Raw genomic sequence first — 22,905 nt, 5'->3', positions numbered from 1 at the left:
TGGCGAGGGCTAGAGAAACTGGCGGATACAAGCGCAGAGAAGTAGGGCAGCAACACGCAGTACAGCCTATCTACACCAAAAGTTTACCTGTTCAAATCAACATACTAGATGCGTCGACTTAGGTGACATATCTTGCTGCTATCTGTTTTGCCTAAGGCAGTGTGTGGGGAGTAAAACGGCCATAACGCTGTCTACTGCGCGGCTTGTCTGGCCTAGTGCCGACAATACAAAGCAACAACGTGTGGCTTTACCCGCACTCCTGCAATGGATAAGGTGACGGCCATCGCAAAATGGCAGGTCGCAATATCCCAGGGATGGCCCACCAGACCGCAGCGCCGCAAGGCGCGTCTTGCTAGCCAATCCCAACCAGACTCCTTGCCAGCACTCTTTAGCCAAAGCCTGTAGCGGCGCTACAGGCGCGTGGAGATATTGTTGATGAATGATGTGTCGCAAGCGCTGTTAGCAGCGCTGCCCGAAGATGGCAGCAGCATGGGCAACCAAGCCTTGTTCAATGCCTTGCAAAGCAGCCAGCCCGGCCTTAGCGAGGCCGACTTTGAAAGCGCCCGTGAAGCCCTGTTAGCGCAAGGCCTGCTCAAAAAAGGCCGGGGCCGTGGCGGTGCGGTGCGGCGCGTATTACCCGGCGAGGCAGCGGCGGCTAAACCGGCCGCCAAGGCTGGCAAAGCCACCAGCAGTGTGGCCACCGGCATCGACGCCATGCAGAAAACCCTCTGGGCCACCGCCGACAAGCTGCGCGCCAATATGGACGCCGCCGAGTACAAGCACATCGTGCTGGGGCTGATCTTCCTCAAGTACATTTCCGACAGCTTCGCCGGCCGCCGCGTGGAGCTTGCGCGCAAGCTCACCGATGAGAACGACGATTACTACCTGGGCGCTCACGCCCTTGACGGCAGTGACCCAGAAGCGCTCAACGCCGAACTGGAAGACCGCGACTACTATCGCGAAGTGAACGTGTTCTGGGTGCCGGAAGTGGCGCGCTGGGAGTCGATCCGCGCCGCCGCCAAGCAGGTGGATATCGGCAAGCGCATCGACGAGGCCTTGGCGGCGATTGAGGCAGAAAACCCTCGGCTAAAGAACATCCTCGACAAGCGCTATGCCCGCGCGCAGCTGCCGGACGGCAAGCTCGGCGAGCTGGTGGACCTGATCTCTACCATTGGCTTTGGCGATGACGTGGGTAAGGCCCGCGACTTGCTCGGCCAAGTGTACGAATACTTTCTCGGCCAGTTCGCCAGTGCCGAAGGCAAGAAGGGCGGGCAGTTCTATACCCCGGCCAGCATCGTGAAAACCCTGGTGGCGGTGCTCAACCCGCACCACGGTAAGGTGTACGACCCCTGCTGCGGCTCCGGCGGCATGTTTGTGCAGAGCGAAAAGTTTATCGAGGCCCACGGCGGCAAGTTGGGCGATGTGTCCATCTATGGCCAGGAATCCAACCCCACCACCTGGCGTTTGGCGGCGATGAACTTGGCCATTCGTGGCATCGACTTCAACTTAGGGCGCGAACCGGCGGATACCTTTATCCGCAACCAGCACAGCGATCTGCGTGCCGACTTCGTGCTGGCCAACCCGCCGTTCAATATCAGCGACTGGTGGCACGGCAGCCTGGAAGGAGACCCGCGCTGGGTGTATGGCACCCCGCCGCAAGGCAACGCCAACTACGCCTGGCTGCAACATATGCTCTACCACTTAAAGCCCAATGGCCGTGCCGGCATCGTGCTGGCCAACGGCTCCATGAGTTCCAGCCAGAACAGCGAAGGCGATATCCGCAAAGCCATGGTCGAGGCCGACGTGGTGGAAGTGATGGTTGCTCTGCCCGGCCAGCTGTTCTTCAACACCCAGATTCCTGCCTGCCTGTGGTTCCTCGCCAAAGACAAAACCCACCCCTCTCCCCTCGGGAGAGGGGCCGGGGGTGAGGGTAGTACGGGTATCGACCGCAGCGGCCAGGTGCTGTTTATCGATGCGCGCAAGCTAGGCACCAGCGTTAGCCGCGTGCAGATCGAGTTGACCGATGCCGATATCGAGCGCATCGCCAGCACCGTGGCGGCGTGGCGTGGTGAGCCAATGGACGCCCCCTCTCCCTTGGAGGGAGAGGGCCGGGGTGAGGGTAGGCAACCACTGCCCGAATACCAAGACATCCCTGGCTTCTGCCGCAGCGTCACCCTCGCGGAAATTGCCGAGCATGGCCATGTGCTGACGCCGGGCCGCTATGTCGGTGCCGAAGCGGTGGAGGATGACGACGAAGCTTTTGCCGAGAAGATGCAAAAGCTCACCGCCCAGCTTGGCGAACAGATGGCCAAGGGCGCAGAACTCGATCAGCTGATCCGGCAGAAGCTGGGAGGGCTGGGGTATGAGGTCTGACACCAAAACAGCCGCAACCGTAGGTCGGGTTAGCCCGCAGGGCGTAACCCGACATCATGGCGATGGCCTGTTGCCGCAGGGCGTCGGGTTACGCTGCGCTAACCCGACCTACGGGGCTGATCCGGCAGAAGCTGGGGGGGTGGGGTATGAGTTCTGAGTGGTATAGCGGGAAACTCGGCGACGTAATTGAGCTTAAGCGTGGCTACGATTTGCCTCAGGCAAAGCGTAATAAAGGAGTTGTGCCCTTGGTATCTTCATCTGGGGTAAGCGACTCTCACAATACAGCGATGGTAAAGGGGCCAGGAGTCGTTACGGGGCGATATGGAACAATCGGTCAGGTCTTCTATGTTGAGGACGATTTTTGGCCTCTTAATACCACTCTCTATGTCCGTGATTTCAAGGGAAACCATCCGAAGTTCGTCCATTATTTTTTGAAGACGTTAGATTTTCTCGCGTACTCGGATAAGGCAGCGGTGCCGGGTGTAAACCGAAATCATCTTCATGAAGCATCAATTTTTATGCCTCCGGTGACGGAGCAGAAGGAGATCGCTGCATTTCTTGGCTCCCTCGACGACCGCATAACCCTGCTACGCGAAACCAACGCCACCCTGGAAGCCATCGCCCAGGCGTTGTTCAAATCTTGGTTCGTCGATTTCGACCCCGTGCGCGCCAAGGCCGAAGGGCTAGAACCCCAATCCATGGACGCCCCCACCGCCGCCCTGTTCCCCGACAGCTTCGAAGAGTCCGAACTGGGCTTGGTGCCTAAGGGGTGGAGGGCTGGGAACTTGGGAGTCATTGCGCAGACTGTAAGGCGGCAAATTCAAGTTTCTGAGTTACATGCTGATGTGCGCTACGTTGGGCTAGAGCACATTCCTCGAAAGTCGCTGAGCTTAAGCAGTTGGGGAAATGCCGACGGCTTGGAGAGCACAAAGGCTGCATTTTCCGAGGGGGACATACTGTTCGGCAAGCTTCGCCCATATTTCCACAAGGTGGTCCTCGCCCCGTTCTCTGGGGTCTGCTCGACGGATATTTTGGTCTGTCAGCCCAAGGAGAGAGCGTATTTTGGCGTGGTAGCAATGTACTTGTTTAGTGAGACTTTGATCAGCTATGCGGACCGTCTCTCGAATGGTGCAAAGATGCCCCGCGTGAACTGGAAAGACTTGGCAGCTTATCCAATTGTCGTTCCGCCATCAGACATCGCAGCAAAGCTGAATGAGGCTATACATCCACTTTTGTCACGAATGATTGAGGGTATTCACCGAGCCCAAACCCTTACCCAACTCCGCGACACCCTTTTGCCCCGCCTAATCTCCGGCCAACTGCGCTTGCCGGAAGCCCAAGAACAATTGGAGGAGGCCTTGGTATGAGCAAAGACCTGACGACCTCGGCAGTGGCGCGCAGCAACGTGCTAAACAACCGCTATGCCCTGAGCAAGCTGGAGGAGCATCTGGCTTTGGGCGGCCTGCGCATTGAAGGCGAAGTGGTCTTTTTCAAGTCGCACGTAGCCGAGCTGCTGGACGTGGATGAGCGCACCATCGACCGCTATCTGGCCAGCCACGAAGCCGAGCTCAAGCAGAATGGTTATCAGGTTATAAAGGGAAAATCCTTAAAAAACATGAAGTTAGCTCAAGTCGACGACATCAGTGTCGTCGACTTGATAGGCGCTAAGGTGCCTGCTCTAGGCGTATTCACGTTTCGCGCGGTACTGAACCTTGCAATGCTGGTGACGGAGAGTGAAAGGGCCAAGGCCATTCGTAGCCGCATGCTGGATATCGTGCTGGATGTGGTGGCAGAGCGCACCGGTGGCCATACCCGCTTTATCAACCAGCGTGACCAGGATTACCTGCCTTCGGCCTTCATGGAGGACAGCTACCGCAAGCAGTTCACCAACGCCTTGCGTGACCATGTCGATATGGGCAACCACAAGTACGCGGTTTACACGGACAAGATCTACAAGGCGGTATTTTGCGAAAACGCCCGTGAGTACAAGCAGGTGCTGCGTTTGGCGGATGGCGACAGCACACGCGACACGATGTATGCCGAAGTGCTGAAGACCTTGGCCAGCTTTGAAAGCGGTCTGGCGGTCAGCATTCAGCAGTTGGCGCAACAATTGGGTCGCAAGCTCAAGCCCGCAGAAGTTGACCAGTTGCTAGCTGAGGCCGCTGACAGCCCCTATCTAAAGCCCTCGATAGATGACGCCCGAACCCGCATGGCCAGCCGCGATCTGGGCTTTCGCGAAGCGCTGCACCAGAAGCTGGAGGCCTATGTCCAGGCGGTGCCGGAAGCCGATTTCGACCGCTTCCTTGGGGAGCGCAGCGAGGCGCTGGAAGAGCGACTGTCAGACCCGAAACTGATGGCCGTGCTCAAGCGGCTGAAGGATCGTTGAGGCCATGGCTGACCTGACGCTGTACTTCGATGCCCAGCATGCCGTTGATGTGCATGACTGGATTATTGAGCATTCGGGTGGCTTGCCCGGCTTAAAGGATCTGGGGCAATTGGAAAGCGTTTTGCAGCATATCCAGAACGACGACTACTACCCCACCTTCGACGCCAAGCTGACGCATCTGATCTTTGCCATCAACAAATTCCATGCCTTCAACGACGGTAACAAGCGATCGAGCCTGACGCTGGGAGCTTATTTTCTGACGTTGAATGGTTACGACTATTGCGTGCCGCAGTTTTTTGTCCAGATGGAAAATATTGTGGTTGCAGTGGCCGAGGGGAAGATCAATAAGGAATTGCTACAGCGTTTGGTTATTTCCCTGATTCAGGATGATGACTTCCCTGAGGATCTCAAGCTTGAACTGCTGGAAAGCCTAGGAGCCTGAATGCGATCGCACAGAGTCCCTTTTTTCAAGCTGGAGTTGAATGCATGAGGCCGTACCAGCCGCCACTGACTCTCACCTCGTACATGCTCGCCCTGGTCGCCGAGATCAGCGAGCAGGTGGGGCGGTTGACGGCGACGCGCAGTGAGGCTTTGACGCCGCAGCTGCGTCGGGGTAATCGCATTCGCACGATTCAGGCGTCGCTGGCCATCGAGAACAACACTCTGAGTGTGGAGCAGGTCACGGCGCTGCTCGATGGCAAGCGGGTGCTGGGGTTGCCGCGAGAAATTCAGGAAGTACGTAACGCCTTCGCGGCTTATGACGCCATGCCGAGCTGGCAGCCGCCACAGCAGGCTGATCTGCTGGCTGCTCATGACCTGCTGATGCAGGGCCTGATTGATGACGCCGGGCGCTATCGCCAGGGCGGTGTCGGCATTTACCGCGAGGGGCGTCTGCTGCACATGGCGCCCCCGGCCAGCCGGGTGGCTGAACTGATGCAGGATCTGCTGCGTTGGCTTGGCGCCAGTGACTGGCATCCGCTGATCGTCAGTTGTGTGTTCCATTACGAGTTCGAGTTCATCCACCCCTTCGCCGACGGCAATGGGCGTATGGGGCGCTTGTGGCAGACGCTGATTCTTAGTCTGTGGCGGCCTGTGCTGGCCTATTTACCGGTCGAAACGGTGATTCGTGAGCAGCAGGAGGCCTACTACGCCGCACTGGCAGCGGCCGACCAAGCGGCCGAAGCCACGCCTTTTGTGGAGTTTATGTTGGCGGCGTTGCGCCAGGCCCTGCAGGAAGCGGGTCAGACCGATCAAGTAGGCGATCAAGTAAGCGATCAAGTAGCTCGCTTGTTGCAGGTGCTGTCGCCTGGGGCGGCGCTCAAGTCGAGCGAGCTGATGCAGCGCTTGGGTTTGGCGCATAGGCCCACCTTTACTAAGAACTACCTCAAGCCGGCATTAGCGGCTGGCTTGATTGAAATGACTGATCCCGCATCACCGCGCAGCCCGGTACAACGGTACCGGCGCAAGTCCTTGTGATGCTTAGGCCAGGTAAGGCAGACGAATGACTGAAGATCAACTGGAACAGGAAACCCTCGGCTGGCTCGGTGAGCAGGGTTACACGCACCTCTATGGGCCGGACATCGCCCACGATGGCGACAACCCCGAGCGTGCAAGTTACCGCGATGTGCTGCTGATAGGCCGCTTACGCAGAGCCGTTGAACGGTTAAACCCCGATGTGCCAATGACGGCACGCGAAGATGCGCTGAAACAAGTGGTCGATTTGGGTGTGCCGGTGCAGCTTTCGGCCAACCGCCTATTCCATCGCTTGCTGGTCAGCGGCGTGCCGGTGCAGTACCAGAAGGACGGTGAGACCCGGGGCGACTTTGTTCGTCTGATTGACTGGGCGGATGTGCGAGCCAACGAGTGGTTGGCCATCAATCAGTTCAGCATTCAGGGGCCCAAGCACACGCGGCGGCCGGACATCATCTTGTTCGTCAACGGCCTACCGCTGGTATTGCTGGAGCTGAAGAATCCAGCGGATGTGAATGCCGACTTGATCAAGGCGTTCGATCAGATCCAGACCTACAAGGAACAGATTCCGGACGTCTTCCACTACAACGAGATTCTGGTCATCAGCGATGGCAGCGAGGCGCGCATGGGCTCGCTGTCGGCGGATATCGAGCGCTTTGCCCGCTGGCGAACTATCGATGGAGTGGCAGTTGATCCGTTGGGAGAGTTTAACGAGCTAGAAACGTTGGTGCGTGGTGTGCTGCAACCGGCCATTTTGCTCGATTACCTGCGTTACTTTGTGCTGTTTGAGGATGACGGCCGGCTGGTGAAGAAGATCGCCGGCTATCACCAATTTCATGCGGTGCGTGCGGCTATTGTGCAGGTGGTGAATGCTTCGCGCCCCGGTGGCACGCACAAGGGCGGGGTGGTTTGGCACACTCAGGGCTCGGGCAAGAGCATCACCATGACCTGTTTCGCCGCACGGGTGATGCAAGAAGCGGCGATGGAAAACCCGACCATCGTGGTGATCACCGACCGCAACGACTTGGATGGCCAGCTGTTTGGTGTGTTCTCGCTGTCGCAGGATTTGCTGCGTGAGCAACCGGTGCAGGTGACTACGCGGGGCGACTTGCGCGAGAAATTGGCTAACCGCCCCAGCGGCGGCATTGTCTTCGCCACCATCCAGAAGTTCATGCCGGGCGAGGATGAAGACAGCTTCCCAGTGCTCTCGGAGCGCTCGAATATCGTGGTGGTGGCCGACGAGGCGCACCGCACCCAATACGGTTTCAGTGCCTCGCTCAAAGCCCCTGGTTTGCAGGCTGCTGAAGCCAGTGCGCGCTACCAGGTGGGTTACGCCCAGCACCTGCGCGATGCTTTGCCCAATGCCACCTTTGTTGCTTTTACCGGCACGCCGGTTTCAAGTGAAGACCGCGATACCCGTGCGGTTTTCGGTGACTATATCCACGTCTACGACATGCAGCAGGCCAAGGAAGATGGCGCCACCGTGGCCATCTACTACGAGTCACGCCTGGCTAAGTTGTCGCTCAAAGACGCGGAGCTGGCGCATATCGACGAGGAGGTCGATGAGCTGGCTGAGGATGAGGAAGAAGATCAGCAGTCACGCTTGAAGTCTCGCTGGGCAGCGTTGGAAAAGGTGGTCGGTGCTGAGCCACGGATTAAAAGCGTGGCGGCCGATCTGGTGGCGCATTTTGCCGAGCGCAATCAGGCGCAAAGCGGTAAGGCCATGGTGGTGGCCATGAGCCGCGAAATCTGTGTGCACTTGTACAACGAGATCATCGCGCTGCGTCCGGAGTGGCATGACGAAGACCCGGAAAAGGGCGCGGTAAAAATCGTGATGACCGGCAGTGCTTCGGACAAAGCCCTGCTGCGCCCGCATATCTACCCGAGCCAAGTGAAGAAACGCCTGGAGAAGCGCTTCAAAGACCCGAAAGACCCGCTGCAGTTGGTGATTGTGCGTGACATGTGGCTGACCGGCTTCGATGCACCTTGCGTGCATACTTTGTATGTCGATAAACCCATGAAGGGCCACAACCTGATGCAGGCCATCGCCCGGGTAAACCGCGTGTTCAAAGACAAGCAGGGCGGCTTGGTGGTGGACTACATCGGTATTGCTAACGAGCTAAAAGCAGCGCTGAAAGAGTACACAGCCAGCAAAGGTCGGGGCAGGCCCACGGTGGACGCTCATGAGGCATATGCAGTGCTGGAGGAAAAGCTTGATGTGCTGCGTGGCTTGTTGCATGGCTTTGATTACCGCGATTTTTTAACCGGTGGGCATAAGCTGCTCGCTGGTGCAGCCAACCACGTACTGGGCGTTAAAGAGGGCAAAAAGCGCTTTGCCGATAACGCCTTGGCTATGAGTAAGGCGTTCACCCTCTGCTGCACTTTGGATGAAGCTAAAGCCGTGCGCGAAGAAGTGGCCTTTTTCCAAGCCATCAAGGTCATGCTTACTAAGCGCGACATCAGCTCAAAAAAGAAAACCGATGAAGAGCGCGAGCTGGCCATCCGCCAGATCATCGGCAATGCCGTGGTGTCAGGGGACGTGGTTGATGTGTTTGCCGCCGTGGGGCTGGATAAGCCTAACATCGGCTTGCTGGATGACGAGTTCCTCGCCGAGGTGCGCAACCTGCCAGAGAAAAACCTTGCCGTTGAGCTGCTGGAGCGCCTGCTGGAAGGTGAGATCAAGAGCAAGTTTGCCAGCAACCTAGCTCAGGAAAAGAAGTTCTCTGAACTGCTCGATAGCGTGATCAAGCGCTATCAGAACCGCTCCATCGAAACCGCCCAGGTCATCGAAGAACTGATTGAAATGGCGAAAAAGTTCGCTGCTGCCAGTCAGCGCGGCGAGCAGTTAGGGCTCAATGATGACGAACTGGCCTTCTACGATGCCTTGGCAAATAACGAAGCTTCGGTGCGTGAGCTGGGTGACGAAATTCTCGCCAAGATTGCCCACGAACTCACCGACAGCCTCCGGCAGAACGTAACGGTGGATTGGAGCAACCGCGACAGCGTGCGCGCCAAGTTACGCCTTATGGTTAAGCGCATTTTGCGCAAGTACAAATACCCGCCGGATCAGCAAGAAGAGGCTGCGCAGTTGGTATTGGCCCAGGCTGAAACGCTGTGTGAGGCGTGGATGTAACCGGAGTACGCATGCAGGGATCGCTGTTTGATGAGTACCAACCCTTACCCGCCGATTTGCCCTCGGCGGGACGCATGCCGCTCAATGCGCCGGGTCGTAAGGTGCAAGCCACCTTGCTGGGTGACTTGACCCAACCGGGTGAGGCACTGGTGGTGGCTGGGTACAGCGGGCTTGATCAGTTGCTGATGTTGATCAGCCAGCGTGGCGATAAAACAGGCTGTTTGCGCTTGTTGTTGGGCTCTGAGCCCAGCCCAAGCCGGCAGCAGGAATTTCGCTTGAAGCGCCATGACTTTAGTGAAGAGGTGCGCACTTATTGGCGCGCACGGGGTGTTTCACTGCGTTTAAGCGGGCAATTGATTCGCTGTATCGAATTACTTGAGCAAGGTGCTGTGCAGGTGCGTTATCCGGGCGCTGGTCCTCGCGTGCATGCCAAGCTGTATTGCACCGCGACCGCCGTTACGTTGGGCTCCAGCAATTTCACTGAGCCTGGGCTTACTTTTCAGCATGAAGCCAATGTTCGTTTTACCCAAGGGCAAGAAAAGCAACGGTTTAACGAGGTTTGGCAGGTCGCTGAGTACTTATGGTTGCAGGGGCTTGACGCACGGGACCACTTGATAGCTCTGTTGAGGGAGCTGCTGCGGTTTGTGAGTTGGAAAGAGGCCATGGCTCGCGCTTGTGCTGAACTGCTCAACGGCACCTGGGCTGAGCAGTACTGGCAATCGCTGAATGCACACCAAGGCACCAGGCTTTGGCCCTCACAGCAGCAAGGTATTGGGCAAGCTTTGTACTTGCTGGAAACTGTGGGCGGTGTGTTAGTGGCGGATGCTACCGGCTCAGGTAAAACCCGTATGGGGGCTCATCTGCTACGTGCTATCTATGATCGTATTTGGTCAATGTCGCGCGGGCATAAAGGGCAAATGGCCATGGTTTGCCCACCCTTAGTAGCCCCCAACTGGGATAACGAAAGAACGCGCTGTCAGCTTGCGTTAGATGTGATTTCGCATGGCTCGTTAAGTGTGCTCAAGCCGGCAGAAGACAGCATCATTGCTAGGCAACTGGCACAGGCGCAAACCTTGGCTGTCGATGAGGCACATAACTTTCTTAATCAGCATTCCAAGCGCACACGTCAGTTGCTGCATAACTTGGCAGATCAGACCGTGTTGTTTACAGCCACCCCGATCAATCGCTCAGCCAAAGACTTATTGCGCCTTATCGATATTCTTGGGGCTGATAACTTTGACGACCCGGTGCTGGCGATTTTTGAGCGGTTGAGTCGCGCCAAAGGGCATCACGCGGAAATCCAGCCCCACGAACTGCATGAGTTAAAGTCGGCGATTGCCAGTTTTACCGTGCGCAGAACCAAAACTCAGCTCAATGCCATGGTGGCTCAGCAGCCAAAGGCCTATACCAATGCCAGTGGGAGGATTTGTCGCTATCCAGTGCATAGCGCGGTGGGCTATCCGCTGAATGAGCCTGAAGGCGATATCCGCTTGGCGAAGCAGATTGCTGTGCTTGCACGACATTTGAAAGGCGTTGGGCATTTCGAAAAACCGCTGTATCTACCAGAAGCCTTGGCACGCCAAGGCGTGACGGCAGATAAGTATCTGGCGATGCGTTTGCATTCGGCGAGTTCGCTGGCTCAGCATCATGTGATGGCGAGTTTGCGATCATCTCGATTGGCGTTATTTCGCCACATACTCGGTGAGACTAAGGCGCTTGAAGCCATGGGCTTGCCGACTTTGGGTGAGAAGGGTGGTGAAGACGATAGCGGCAATATGCTGGAGCGGATTGAATCGCTAAAAGGCCGTGTGCCAGAAAACCTGTTAGGCATCCATTTGCCTGATTGGCTTACAGACCCAGAAGAACATAAGAAAGTGTGTGACGCTGAGGCCTGGGCGTACAACCGCATCTTGACGCAACTTGAAAAAATGAGTGACACCCGCGAGCAGCGCAAGTGCAGTTTGCTGCTTGAGCTGGCCGAGCGGCATGAGCAAGTGATTGCGTTTGATCACTTTCCACTGACCTTACGCTATTTGCGTCATTTACTGATGCAGCAGCCTAAGCCACTCAAAGTGGATGTCTTACTCGGTGTGGGCGGCAATAAAACGCAAAACGAACGCCTGCAAAAGCGCTTAGATCCTATTCATGGCGCTGGGCGTGTTATCGCGCTGTGTAGCGACGCTATGTCTGAAGGGGTGAACTTGCAGCGTGCTTCCACCATGGTGCATTTGGACATGCCTAGCGTGGTGCGCTTTGCTGAGCAGCGTGTCGGGCGGATCGATCGAATGGATAGCCCGCACGATACGATCGAATGTTGGTGGCCACTGGATGCATCCGCCTTTGCACTGAAAGCGGATGAAAAGTTTGTGGCGCGAACAGAAGAGGTGGAGGCGTTACTGGGTGGCAATTTGCAGCTGCCCAATGAAATGCAGCCTGAGGGCAGCGCTTCTCACGTGATTCGCTACGAAGATGTCGAGAGAGAAATTAAAGCCCGTGAAGCAATCCCTTGGGATGGGATTGAAGATGCCTTTGCACCGGTGCGTGGGCTTGTAGAGGGGCCAAAGGCGCTGTTAGAGCCTGCTGAATATGCGCAGCTTGTTGACCAAGCAGAAGTGGTGCTGTCGCGGGTAAGTTTGGTGCCAGCGCATGAGCCATGGCTGTTTGCTTGCCTGGCAGGTAACGCGCACAGCGCACCTCGTTGGATATTCTTGGCCAATGAGGCTCAACAACCTTTAGTGAATCTGCACGATGTGGTGACCGCCTTGCGAGAACGATTGCCGCAAGAGGTGAGTGATTTGCCACCCAGTCATTCATCGGCTCGTACCTTGGTTAACTTGTTGGCGCAGCTGACCAGTAAAGAGCGTTTATTACTGCCGCGCCGCAAGCAACGTGCTTTGGAACAAATGGCAGACGTTATCCCACGTTGGGCCAAGCAAAAAGGCTGGATAACCACCGCTGAGCAAGCTGAGCAAGTTCAATGGCTTATAGAAACGCTGCAAACCACTGGCAAAAACGACTGCCCAGACTGGGCGCAGTTGGCTGATGCCTGGCTAGACCTCGTTAGACCAACGTGGTCGCGGTATCTAGAGCGTGTCGGCAGACGTGCAGCCATCACGCGTTTGCGCGACATTCACAAAGACTTATTGGCTAAGCCTGTGCCCGTCGAGCAAGTGATCGAACGTGTTTCCGGCATCGCCATGCGGCAAACGTGGGAAGAGCGGATTGTCGCGTGTGTGTTGGGTTATTCAGGGTAGCTGCGGCGTAATGTGCTGTTTGTGATAGTGTCAATTGGATCAGCAGACACTACTAGAAGCGCCTTTTTAGGCTCAGCAGAGATGTGGCGGTCGCTAAAGCTCAGTGCAACACCTTTAAGCTGTCTGACCCTATATTGCCTCATGCCATGCAAAGCCTGGCGTCCAACAGAGGGTTGGCCCAGAGCTGCTCACTGAGGTGGCAGCGCTTAAACTGCGCCAAAATCGCCACCATAAGTGGCGCGGTTTTTAGAATTACGCCAAAATTGCGCCAAAAGCACTCTGAATGGCGCCACGTTGCTATGTCATTAATGACCGATCTCGTCACCAGTATCCATGCTTCTAAGCAAGGTTTGACGCTCGCTGAGCTACTAGCGAAGCACCCTGAGCTGGCTAGGCGAACAGTTCAGCGGACCATCGCCAAGCTTATAGAAAGCGGTCAGGTTGTGGCGCAGGGGGAGGCCCGAGCAAGACGCTATTTCGGCATGCTACCAGTGTCTGAGTCGAGCGTTGTTGAAGGCGATCCCGATAGCTTTCCGTCCTATATCCCGTTGTCGGAAGACAGTCGTGATGTTCTTGCATACATCAATCAACCGCCAGAGGCGCGCAAGCCGGTTGGCTACCAACACGACTTTTTAGACGCATATCAGCCGAATGTAACGAGTTACCTGCCGCAATCAATACGGCGACAATTACATCGAATGGGCAAAACTACCGACGCTGTAGAACCTGCCGGCACATACAGCCGTGCTGTGCTGAATCGTCTCCTGATTGACTTGTCTTGGGCTTCTAGCCATCTGGAAGGCAACACCTACTCTAGGCTCGACACTCGTCAGCTGATTGAGCATGGCACAGCTGCCAAGGGTAAAGCTGCCATCGAAACACAGATGATCTTGAACCATAAAACGGCCATTGAGCTGCTGGTTGAGAACATCGACAGTGCGGAGTTCAATCGCTACACCTTGATGAATCTGCACAGCGCTTTGGCGGAGAACTTGCTGCCAAATCCTGCCGATGAAGGCCGCATTCGTCAGCACGCTGTTGATATCGGTAAAAGCACCTACCGCCCCCTAGCTACACCTCAACAGCTTGAGGTCACGCTTGATTCATTGCTCGGTAAAGCCAACCAGATTAGGGATCCCTTCGAGCAGTCTTTCTTCATGATGGTTCATTTGCCCTACCTGCAGCCTTTTGCGGACATCAACAAGCGTACGTCTCGGCTCGCCGCGAATCTGCCCCTTTTTCGCGCTAATCTTTGCCCGCTCACCTTTTTAGATGTGCCAGAGCAGGCGTACAGCAGAGCGATCCTAGGTGTGTATGAAATGACTAGGGTGGAGCTTTTGCGTGATCTATACCTCTGGGCTTACGAGCGCTCAACCCAAGAATATCTAGCCATCAAGCAGGATTTGGCAGAGCCGGACCCGTTGCGTCTGATCTGGCGGGATTTGATCAAAGCAACCGTTCGAGAAGTGGTTATCAATGCAGAGCTTGACCCTTTGAGTTGCATTCAGTCGTCGATTTCTGAGGCGGTACCAGAGCGCGAGCGACTTGATGTACAGGCTCTCATCGTTGAGGAGCTTCGCCGACTGCACGAAGGGGTTCTTGCGCGCTACGGTCTGAGGCCTTTGGAGTTCGCCCGCTGGAAAGCACGTCACACTGACTAACGTGCGGCCGTTTTTTTTGCGCGACGCAGATTGTCGCTAACCCCTGTAGCATAGCTGCTCGACGATCTCAGAGGGTTGCAAAAAGCTCAAAACATTTCGCGTGTCGATAGTGCGAGTGGTCGCGAATGCAGGGAACAGCTCCACACTCTTGGTCATAATCAAGGCGACGGACTCGTCCATGGCCAAGACGGCTGCAGAGGGGCAATGCCCTGGTTACAAGAGCATCAATGGCCCGGTGCAAGTAAACGATTAACCATTAGAGCTGGAAGGCCGAACGACCTAGCTTGTGTGTGCGGCGCTCCTTAGATGGATCATTATTGGTTAACTTGCCGAATGTGTTTTGCGTGTCTTTCTTGAAGCCGGTAATGATTGATTGGCGTCTTGCGCAATCGAGCAGCACGTGGCTGAAGGTGCCAATAAACGCGCTGATAAAATTCACACGCGACGATAGCGGTAGCGTCTGGCCGTGGCCTAATGCCCAAAGCCCTAAGCTGGCTACGTAGCGTCCGCTTAAAGCCGCAACAACAGCCAGTAAACTCGCGCCCAACAATGTATGGCTAAAGCCGTGCAAATTCCCTTCACCAGTGAGCAGCACTAGCAGAGGTTGCAGATCTATCACTATCTGCGCTCAGCCAGATACCAACAGTGAAAAGCTGCCTTGCCGCAGCAGGACTGGGTCCATGTGAAATGGTGTGAAAGGCACGTTTTTAGCCCCACAGGTTGTTGCAAATACGCTGCACCGCCGCGTTGGCACCGCGTACGTCGAAGTGTTGCGGATCAAACTGCTGGCCAACCCACTCTAGGGCTTCACGGCCTTCGTCGCTGTAGGAGTGTTGTAGGGCTTCTAAAAAGTGCAGATAGCCCGGCACTCCGCCGACATCTTCCGGCGGGCAAGCACTGGCACCGTCTAACATCTCGCACAACGTGCTGCTAGATTGCCAAGGCACGCTGTCTTCCAGGGCAATCACATGCTGCCACGCATCGCCAAAGTCGTAGACATAGCGCAAACGCACATCGGGATTGAGCACGTGGTGCAGCTTAATTTTGCGGTCATCACGCGCACCAAGGCTGGAGGAACTCTGATCAAGCCTGACTTCCTCTGATTTGCATTTGGCGTTATCCGTGCGAAGAAAAGGGTGTGCTTGTGTGGGCGATAACAAACAAGCTTGTGTCGTTACCCCAGCGATTAAGCGTGCGTGACATTGCGCAGGCTTACGTGTGGTGGCTACAGAGCTAGGCCCGCGATAGCCGTAACCCCGATTATTTTTACGCGGTATAACGGACATGACAGATCACACCCGCTTAGAAAAAACACTGCAGCATGCCCTGCAAGAGGCCGAGCAAGCCGTGCAGCGCTGTGTGCGCGATGGATTTGCTGCATCGAGCAGTGTGCGTGCGCAATTAGATGAGCTAACTCGGCTTAACAGCGCCCAGACGCGCATGGCTGATTACGGAAGTACTGCCCTGACAGCCTGGCATATCAAGCGAGCAGGGCAGCTGAGTGCAAGTCTTGTGCAGCAGTGTCGGCAGGCTCGTTGGAACACGCTGGCGCATCACCTTGCGCAAGCTCCTGGCTTGTTAGTGCATCAGGGGTGGGTGTTGGTTGTGATGTCGCTGGTAACCGTGGCGCTGGTTTTTAAGCAACACGTAGCGTTAACGATGGCACCTTGGCAGCCTGCTAATGGAGCGCTGATTGCGATGAGTTTAATGGCGCTGTTTCTTCAGGTGGCAGCGTTACCAGGTGTATTGCTGCATAAAGCACAACACAGTAACGGACCGCTGGCATGCTTTTACATGATGCTCGCGGTGAGCGTTGTAATACTGCTGCTATGGCTTGCGAACGGCCGAGCAACCGAGCTGGCCGCAGGTGCGGCGCTGGCCATGATGATTAACGTGCTGATATATGGGGTGGCATGTTTAGCCATGCAGGCGAAACGCCAGCCCGTTGGACAAGGTGTCTATAACAGTGACACTGAGTGGCTGTTCAGTAATGACGACGATGAGATGGAACTGGCGCTTGCGGGCATAGAGCCCTACAGCAGCATGTATGGTTTATCTGATCATTAATAACGCCCAGTTTGGCAGGCGCCATAAGCCTGCTTTGCCGCTTTTAATTTCTTTCACACATCAGGGATGAGTATGACTACTTATTATTCTGCTTTTTTGGCACTGACCCTGGCTTTAACCAGTGGTTGTGGGTTGATTCCGCGCACCGGTGAGCCCTCGCTGGCCCTGCAGGTTGCCGATGCGATGGCCATTCCTGCAGAAGACGTGAGCCAAGCTGAGTTTGCAAGCCAGCAGGGGAATGTGAGTGGCCAGGCTAACCACGATAACCTAATCGATGGCGCGTTGAGTTTAGCCCCCGGCATGTTGCTATTGGGGGCGTTTGCAAGGCCAACAGCGAGCCAAAGGGTACAGATGGTGGCGTGGGTGCCGCACGATCAAGCGGTCAGCGGCGAGGCAGCGATTGAGCGAGCTATTGCCGCCGCCAAGCAAGCAATGCAGCGCATGAGCACCACAGCCGAGCCACAAGCGGAGGTGAGTGACAATTGGCGGCCGTACTATCTGGGCATGCCCTTTGGCGATGTAGGATTTAAGTCTGCCAAACAGCTGTACCAGCAGCTTGGCGGCTATACCCCCAGCCTTGAATCTGCTCCGTCTTTTATGGCCAGCCAGCAGCCGCATTGGGCACCCATTTATTTGGATATTTCTGTTGTGGGTGAGGGCGCGCAGGCGTTTACTGCTAAAGCGCCTGCATGGTTTTATGTTTACGACCCAGGCCAATATAAAGTTCGCCCTAAAGCTATCTATAACCGCGGCAAGGCGCATTATTTTGTGGCGCCAAGCCATTAAGTGGTTGACTTCAGTGCTTGGCCAGCTTGATCTAGGTGGTGCTTATGAGCAGCGTTAGTTGGTTGTTGTATGGCACCTTAGCCTGCTATGTGCTGATTGGCTTAGTGGGTTTTGGGGTTGCCTGCTGGTTAGATCGCCGTGCGGCGAGCAAACCGCGTTGCGACAACAGCAAAGCCTGTCAGGAAGAAAATCAATAAAGGCTCGAAAGGTTCGCTGAGCGCCGTGCTCCGCGGGTCGCTTGTTTGCTGAGCCCATATTAATGCTGTCGTGGTTGCTCCAGACACTGTTATCTGTGGATTGCTGGTAAGTGTCCATCAGTGTCCTCATGGACAGCATTGTCTTTTTCTCTGCTAGCGTGCTCAAAGGTAATACTTTTAGTTGTTCGAGGGGCGTGGCCACCTCCATCAAGATTGATGACGATATGAAAAGTCGTATTCAGCATTTGGCTGGCCTGCGCCAGCGTTCATCCCACTGGATTATGCGTGAGGTGATCACGCAGTACTTAGTGCTCGAAGAGGCCTAGGAGAGCTTCAAGTAAGAGGCCCTGGCGTCTTGGGCTGAGTATCCGGAAGCCGGCCGGCATTTGAGCCTCGTAACTGACTTGATTGACCACGCAGGCGGATCGCGCAGGTACTGCAGAAATCGGCCTGCAGAGTGCTCGCTAACCAAGCGCTAATGCTTGCATCCCTTCTTCACCTTCAGCCCTAGATGCTAGGGGGCAACCTGTTTTTCCAGCCATGGGGCTCATTTATTGCTATTGCCATGGCCTAGACGCCTGATTTTCGTTGCTTAAAAAATGCTTAAGTAAGATTTAAAAAAATCTTAACCAATTGATAGATATAGGAAAATATTAACTATCAGTCCAATCCATCATCGGCGCAACGCAGAAGCGGCGCGACACTGTATTCGGCGTGGTTGCTGGGTTTGAGCCTTGCAATATGGGGTTCTCCGGCTTACTCATTGCTAACGTGTTTTCGGGGCTTTGCGAGCCTTTTTAAAAGCTAGGTGGTGCGCTGTGCCACTCGATAGCTCGCTTGAACCACTGGGTTACAGGATGTACCAACATGGCAACGATCAGGCACGCGAAAGCGAGCTGACGGCACAGTCAGTTACACCGCTCAGATTTGTATCAAAAAAGATGGGGTACAAGTTTACACGGAGAGCCAAACCTTCGCGCGTAAGAAGGCGGCTGAGGCCGGCATACAGCCAAAGCCATGTGCCGGCGCTCATGCAGTGAGCCTTGTTACAGAGCCATTTCCAGCACTTGGCGGGAAATGTCTAGCGTCACATCGCCGCGTTCGGACAGTGCGACCATGCCGTGCTTATCCAGTGCTTGCAGCACGCGTTCGACGCCTTGTTGGTCGATGCCGTGGGCCGACAGGCGGGTGGCAATGCCGAGGCTGTTGAAGAAGGCCTCGGTATTGGCGATGGCCGCGTCGATGCGCGCCTCGTCACTGCCTTCGCGGATGCCCCACACGCGCTCGGCGTATTGCAGCAGCTTCTCGCGCTTGGGCTCGCGGCGCACGCGCCACATCGACGGCAGCACTACCGCTAAGCTCTGCGCGTGGTCGATGCCAAACAGCGCAGTCAGCTCGTGGCCGAGCATGTGCACGCTCCAGTCGTGCGGCACGCCCGAGCCGATCAGGCCGTTCAGGGCCATGGTGGCGCTCCACACGAGGTTCGAGCGCGCGGCGTAGTTGGTTGGCTCATCGACGGTGGTTTTGCCGATTTCCAGCAAGGTTTGCAGAATGCCCTCGGCGGTGCGATCTTGGAAATGCGCGCCGGTGGGGTAGGTGACGTACTGCTCGAGCACATGCACAAAGGCATCGACCACGCCGTTGGCCACTTGGATGGCCGGCAGGGTGTAGGTCAGCTCGGGGTCGAGAATCGAGAACTTAGGGAAGGTCAGCGGGCTGTACACCGGCAGCTTGTTTTCGTCACGGCTGATCACCGCGAAGCAGTTCATTTCTGAGCCGGTGGCCGGCAGGGTGGCGACGGTGCCCAAGGCAATTGCGTTATTCACCGGCACTGGATTAAAGCCGTGAATCAGCAGCTGCTCTTCTTGGCCTTGGTACTCGGCATTAGCGGCGGCGAGGGCGATGAACTTGGTGGCGTCCATCACCGAGCCGCCACCCACGGCGAGCAAAAAGTCGATCTGCTCGGCGCGCACGCGCTCCACCGCTTGCATGGCGGTGGCGAACTTGGGGTTGGATTCAATGCCGCCAAACTCGCTAACGCTGCGCGCTGATTTGGCCAGCTCGGCTTTCACTTGCGCGAGCACGCCGTTACGCAGCACGCTGCCGCCGCCGTAAGTGATCATCACCTTGGCGTTTTTCGGCACTAGGCTGTCCAGCTGGCTGAGCTGGCCCTGACCAAAGACGATCTGCGTGGGATTATAGAAATTGAAATTCAGCATGGCATTACCCTCGGTTGTTGCAGGGACTCACGGAGAGTCGATGGGCTGCATTGTGGGTAAAAGGGCCAGCGGGGCGAAACGCCCATTTCTGGCTAAAGTTTGCCTAAAACTGCTATCAGATATGATCAGCTGCATTTAACTGCTATATTTGTTGCCTAATCCTGTTTTGTTGTAATCGCCCATGCAATCGTTAGCGACTTTGATGCAGGCACTCAACCTGCCAGATGGCTTCTCCGAAACAGGCCTTGAAGGCGTGCGTTTCTTCGCCTCGCGTCAGGCTATTCCGCGTGCGCCGCTGGTTTACAACCCCGGCATTTGCATCGTGGTGCAGGGCACTAAGGTGGGTTATCTGGGTGGCAAACAGTTTGTTTACGACGCCAACTCATACCTGCTGGTATCGGCCACCTTGCCGTTTGAATGTGAAACCTTCGCCAGCCCGCAAAGCCCTTTGCTCGGCTTGTATATCGACATCGACCTGCCACAGCTCAATGCGCTGATCGACGAGCTGGGCACAGCAGCGATGACGGCCGATGAAGCCGAGCACGCCATGCCACGCGCCATTGCCCCAGTACCACTGGAGGCCGAGATGCTCGATGCCATTGCGCGGCTGATTCGTTGCCTCAGTAACGCTCACGAACGGCGCATTCTTGGCCCCGCTCTGCTGCGCGAGATACTCTTTCGCGCTCTGCAAGGCGGCCAAGCCACTGCGCTGTACGCACTGGCCGCGCACAACGGCCACTTCGCCCGCGTGGCCCGGGCGCTACAGCTGATACAGCACGACTACGCGCAGCACTTAGATGTCGAGCAACTGGCCCGCCAAGCCAATATGAGTACCTCGGCGTTTCACCGCGCCTTTAAAGAGGTGACGGACGACTCGCCTTTGCAATACTTAAAGAAAATCCGCCTAAGCAAAGCGCGCGACTTTATCGTCCAACAGGGCATGAGGGCCTACGTGGCGGCTGATCAAGTGGGGTACGAAAGCGCTTCGCAGTTCAGCCGCGAGTTCAAGCGCTACTTCGGTCACAGCCCCGCGCAGTTGATGCGCGAAGGGCGTTAATCCGAAGTGATGCTGGTGGATTATCAATAATGGGTTGATTCTGTTTCCTTCTTTGAGTGGTTTTTTGGCTGAGCTGGAGCTTCTATGTTGGTTAGCCAATCACTCATTCAAGGAACTTCTCATGCGAGCAAAGTTCAGCACTCAGTTATTAATGCTCTCTTTCGTACTTACTGCATCGCCGTTATTGGCGTGGGCGGCCGATGGCAATTCGCAGGTTGTGACTGCAGAAGAGGTGACTTGGGGGTATTTGAATCCCTTGCGTGGTGATAAAAGTCCTGGCGCAGCGAACCTGTGGGGCGACCGCACGCTAAACGGTGCGACAGGCATGTTGGTACGTTTCAACAAAGGCTTTGCGTCGCCGCCACATATTCACAACATTTCATATCGTGGCATCGTTATTGAAGGGCTAATGCATAACGATGATCCTGCCGCTGAAAGAATGTGGATGCCCACTGGCTCGTACTGGACGCAGCCCGCCGGTGAAAATCACATCACAGCAGCGAATGGCGACAGTAATCTCATCTATCTAGAAATCGATGCCGGCCCATATCTGGTGCAGCCTGCTGAGCAGCGCTTTGATAATGGCGAGCGCCCGCTAAATGTTCACGAGAAAAATCTAGTCTGGCTCACATCCAGTGAGCTGACGCCGATCAGCGGCGAGAAGGCCGAAGTGACGCAGCTGTGGGGTAGTCATGAGCCGAGCGCGCTGAATGGCACTATGGTCAAGCTGGCGCCAGGATTTGAAGGTGCAATCGCAACGGCGGCTAGCGAGTTTCGTGCTGTGGTCATTCGAGGTCAGGTGACCCACCAATCAAGCACTCCCAGCAAGGGGAAAGCACTCACTGCGGGCAGCTATTTTGCATCCTCTGGTGATTATGCTCATGCACTTGCGACAGAAGAGGGCGCGCTGATCTACATCCGTACGAACAACGCATACAAGGTATCTAGCAAATAAAATTGCTGACTTTCCAATTGAGGGGTAATGAGCTGGCTCCGCAATCTGGTGATTAACGTCGTCTCAGTTAACGCCTGGTTAAGGGGCTGGCTATAGGGTTATAGCCAGCCCCAGTGAGCGCAGCGAACGGCTTGAACCAGTTGTTAGGCATCAGAACTGGTACTACTTGCTGGGCGGAGTGATTTACCCATGAATACGCTTAGCGGGTGCTCGGGGTATGCGCCGAAAGCTCCCCGCCTTACGTAACCTTATTTTGCATAGAAACTAAGTGCCTCAGGTTGGTACGGCCCAGTTTCAAGCATGAGTTCTCTGCAGCCAGACTCGTAGGCACTTGTCTCCAAAGCAACAATAATTTTCTTTGCAATGCCTTTCCCCCTAGCTTCAGGCAGCACATACATGCGCTTAATTTCGCCATAAGTTTTATTCAGTACGACAGCGCCACAACCAAGCGCGGATTGTTGTTCATCGCGCGCAACAAAAAAAAGCACATTGGATTTTGAGAGTGACGCGAGGTCAAGCGCATAACGTGCTTCTGCTGAGTATAGGGAGTCTTGATAGGCGTCGAGACCTGCGATTAGGGCTATGACATCTGCCTTATTGGGTGATTCATGTTCGACACGCATATTCGATTTGATGCCTAACGATTAAGTTAAGGGGAAGGCTTTAGCCTGTCCCGGTGAGCGAGGCGAGCGATTTGAGCACATTGTTATGCGACTTTTAATTTCGGGGTTAATAAACCGCTATAGCTGAAAAGCTTGCCAATAAATGGCAGTGAAAATGAGACTGAAAACTCGTACTTGCCGTTATTGATGCGCTTGTAGGCTTCTGATGATGGAAATAAGAAAAGTGGAAGTGGAACTCCCATAAATGTGATCTTTCGTTGTACCCAATACCAGCCGCCATCCTTAACTACAACTCCTAGCGTAAGCGATAACCTGCCGCTTGTTTCACGCCAGTAGCCTGTTGGGTAGTGGTCATGAGGGGTAAATACTGAGGCCATTTTATATTGTGAATCAAAACACCGTGACCAGTTAAGAGCGGAATCGGTATGCGATATTGATACATGGAACTCATGCTCGCCCGAGAGACAAGGTAAGCCAAATTTTTGGGCTAACCGATGACCCACCAAGCCAGCAATACTGCTTCCATACTCTATTACCACTACACCAGATAATTCACCGCCATAGCGATGAAGTTCCTGGAGTAGTGGGTCAAGGCGCTCGAACTTATCACCAAACCATTGGATTACTAGATTCATATTTAAGTCGTGTAACGATTAAGCTAACGGGCTGACAAAAGCGCAGCTTTTGGCAGTCCAGCGAGTGAAACGAGCGGCGTTGAGCGCAT

The 22,905-nt window shown here is 55.4% G+C and carries 19 protein-coding genes and 1 pseudogene; 15 read left to right on the top strand and 5 right to left on the bottom strand.

Going from position 1 to position 22,905, the window contains the following annotated elements:
• Positions 1 to 435 precede the first annotated feature (435 nt).
• The 8 genes from MKI83_RS15925 to MKI83_RS15890 all read left to right on the top strand — a co-directional run bounded on the left by MKI83_RS15925 (position 436) and on the right by MKI83_RS15890 (position 14,277).
• Positions 436 to 2,373, top strand: coding sequence for a class I SAM-dependent DNA methyltransferase (locus MKI83_RS15925; RefSeq protein WP_241588265.1), 1,938 nt, complete (start codon positions 436 to 438; stop codon positions 2,371 to 2,373).
• A 146-nt stretch (positions 2,374 to 2,519) separates the two neighbouring features.
• On the top strand, positions 2,520 to 3,740 hold the full coding sequence (locus tag MKI83_RS15920) for a restriction endonuclease subunit S (RefSeq protein WP_241588263.1): 1,221 nt from the start codon (positions 2,520 to 2,522) through the stop codon (positions 3,738 to 3,740).
• Entirely contained in the window at positions 3,737 to 4,759 is a 1,023-nt protein-coding gene (locus tag MKI83_RS15915; protein ID WP_241588261.1) for a DNA-binding protein, read from the top strand. The genes MKI83_RS15920 and MKI83_RS15915 overlap by 4 nt, the downstream gene beginning before the upstream one ends.
• 4 nt (positions 4,760 to 4,763) lie before the next feature.
• Positions 4,764 to 5,201, top strand: a complete 438-nt coding sequence (locus tag MKI83_RS15910; protein ID WP_241588259.1) for a type II toxin-antitoxin system death-on-curing family toxin — start codon at positions 4,764 to 4,766, stop codon at positions 5,199 to 5,201.
• A 44-nt stretch (positions 5,202 to 5,245) separates the two neighbouring features.
• Positions 5,246 to 6,235 (top strand): Fic family protein, encoded by a 990-nt coding sequence (locus MKI83_RS15905; RefSeq protein ID WP_241588258.1) that lies wholly within the window; start codon positions 5,246 to 5,248, stop codon positions 6,233 to 6,235.
• 25 nt (positions 6,236 to 6,260) lie between these two features.
• Positions 6,261 to 9,362 (top strand): type I restriction endonuclease subunit R, encoded by a 3,102-nt coding sequence (locus tag MKI83_RS15900; protein WP_241588257.1) that lies wholly within the window; start codon positions 6,261 to 6,263, stop codon positions 9,360 to 9,362.
• Between the two features lie 11 nt (positions 9,363 to 9,373).
• Complete coding sequence (locus MKI83_RS15895) at positions 9,374 to 12,616, top strand: SNF2-related protein (RefSeq protein WP_241588256.1); 3,243 nt, start codon at positions 9,374 to 9,376, stop codon at positions 12,614 to 12,616.
• A 299-nt stretch (positions 12,617 to 12,915) separates the two neighbouring features.
• Complete coding sequence (locus MKI83_RS15890; RefSeq protein WP_241588255.1) at positions 12,916 to 14,277, top strand: Fic family protein; 1,362 nt, start codon at positions 12,916 to 12,918, stop codon at positions 14,275 to 14,277.
• A 256-nt stretch (positions 14,278 to 14,533) separates the two neighbouring features.
• Here MKI83_RS15890 and MKI83_RS15885 read toward each other — a convergent pair whose 3' ends face one another.
• A complete protein-coding gene (locus tag MKI83_RS15885) occupies positions 14,534 to 14,896 on the bottom strand; it encodes a metal-dependent hydrolase (protein WP_241588254.1) in 363 nt (120 codons plus the stop codon).
• Between the two features lie 88 nt (positions 14,897 to 14,984).
• Positions 14,985 to 15,563 carry a plasmid pRiA4b ORF-3 family protein gene (locus tag MKI83_RS15880; protein WP_241588253.1) on the bottom strand — a complete coding sequence of 193 codons (579 nt, stop codon included), beginning with the start codon at positions 15,561 to 15,563 and terminating at the stop codon, positions 14,985 to 14,987.
• Between the two features lie 154 nt (positions 15,564 to 15,717).
• Here MKI83_RS15880 and MKI83_RS15875 point away from each other — a divergent pair, with 154 nt between their 5' ends.
• The 5 genes and pseudogenes from MKI83_RS15875 to MKI83_RS15855 all read left to right on the top strand — a co-directional run.
• Positions 15,718 to 16,344 (top strand): hypothetical protein, encoded by a 627-nt coding sequence (locus tag MKI83_RS15875; protein WP_241588252.1) that lies wholly within the window; start codon positions 15,718 to 15,720, stop codon positions 16,342 to 16,344.
• Between the two features lie 72 nt (positions 16,345 to 16,416).
• On the top strand, positions 16,417 to 17,130 hold the full coding sequence (locus tag MKI83_RS15870; RefSeq protein WP_241588250.1) for a hypothetical protein: 714 nt from the start codon (positions 16,417 to 16,419) through the stop codon (positions 17,128 to 17,130).
• Between the two features lie 44 nt (positions 17,131 to 17,174).
• Positions 17,175 to 17,327: a hypothetical protein gene (locus MKI83_RS15865; protein ID WP_241588248.1), complete on the top strand. Its 153-nt coding sequence runs from the start codon at positions 17,175 to 17,177 to the stop codon at positions 17,325 to 17,327.
• Positions 17,328 to 17,455: 128 nt separating this feature from the next.
• A complete protein-coding gene (locus MKI83_RS16930) occupies positions 17,456 to 17,653 on the top strand; it encodes a CopG family ribbon-helix-helix protein (RefSeq protein ID WP_272493076.1) in 198 nt (65 codons plus the stop codon).
• A gap of 541 nt (positions 17,654 to 18,194) precedes the next feature.
• Positions 18,195 to 18,327, top strand: a pseudogene (locus tag MKI83_RS15855) (site-specific integrase); the annotation flags it as partial.
• Positions 18,328 to 18,373: 46 nt separating this feature from the next.
• Here MKI83_RS15855 and MKI83_RS15850 read toward each other — a convergent pair.
• Positions 18,374 to 19,546, bottom strand: coding sequence for an iron-containing alcohol dehydrogenase (locus MKI83_RS15850; RefSeq protein ID WP_241588243.1), 1,173 nt, complete (start codon positions 19,544 to 19,546; stop codon positions 18,374 to 18,376).
• A gap of 181 nt (positions 19,547 to 19,727) precedes the next feature.
• Here MKI83_RS15850 and MKI83_RS15845 point away from each other — a divergent pair, with 181 nt between their 5' ends.
• Both MKI83_RS15845 and MKI83_RS15840 read left to right on the top strand, forming a co-directional pair.
• Complete coding sequence (locus MKI83_RS15845) at positions 19,728 to 20,603, top strand: AraC family transcriptional regulator (protein ID WP_241588242.1); 876 nt, start codon at positions 19,728 to 19,730, stop codon at positions 20,601 to 20,603.
• 121 nt (positions 20,604 to 20,724) lie between these two features.
• The gene (locus MKI83_RS15840; protein WP_241588241.1) at positions 20,725 to 21,558 is read left to right on the top strand and encodes a DUF4437 domain-containing protein; all 834 of its coding nucleotides are present in this window, start codon (positions 20,725 to 20,727) and stop codon (positions 21,556 to 21,558) included.
• Positions 21,559 to 21,806: 248 nt separating this feature from the next.
• On the opposite strand, the gene MKI83_RS15835 is transcribed toward MKI83_RS15840, so the two are convergent.
• Entirely contained in the window at positions 21,807 to 22,181 is a 375-nt protein-coding gene (locus MKI83_RS15835) for a GNAT family N-acetyltransferase (RefSeq protein ID WP_241588240.1), read from the bottom strand.
• Positions 22,182 to 22,264: 83 nt separating this feature from the next.
• Positions 22,265 to 22,816: a DUF4166 domain-containing protein gene (locus tag MKI83_RS15830; RefSeq protein WP_241588239.1), complete on the bottom strand. Its 552-nt coding sequence runs from the start codon at positions 22,814 to 22,816 to the stop codon at positions 22,265 to 22,267.
• Between the last annotated feature and the right edge of the window lie 89 nt (positions 22,817 to 22,905).

The sequence above is a fragment of the Atopomonas sediminilitoris genome, from assembly GCF_022601735.1.
Lineage (GTDB): Bacteria > Pseudomonadota > Gammaproteobacteria > Pseudomonadales > Pseudomonadaceae > Atopomonas > Atopomonas sediminilitoris.
This window is presented reverse-complemented; position numbering and strand designations above follow the sequence as displayed.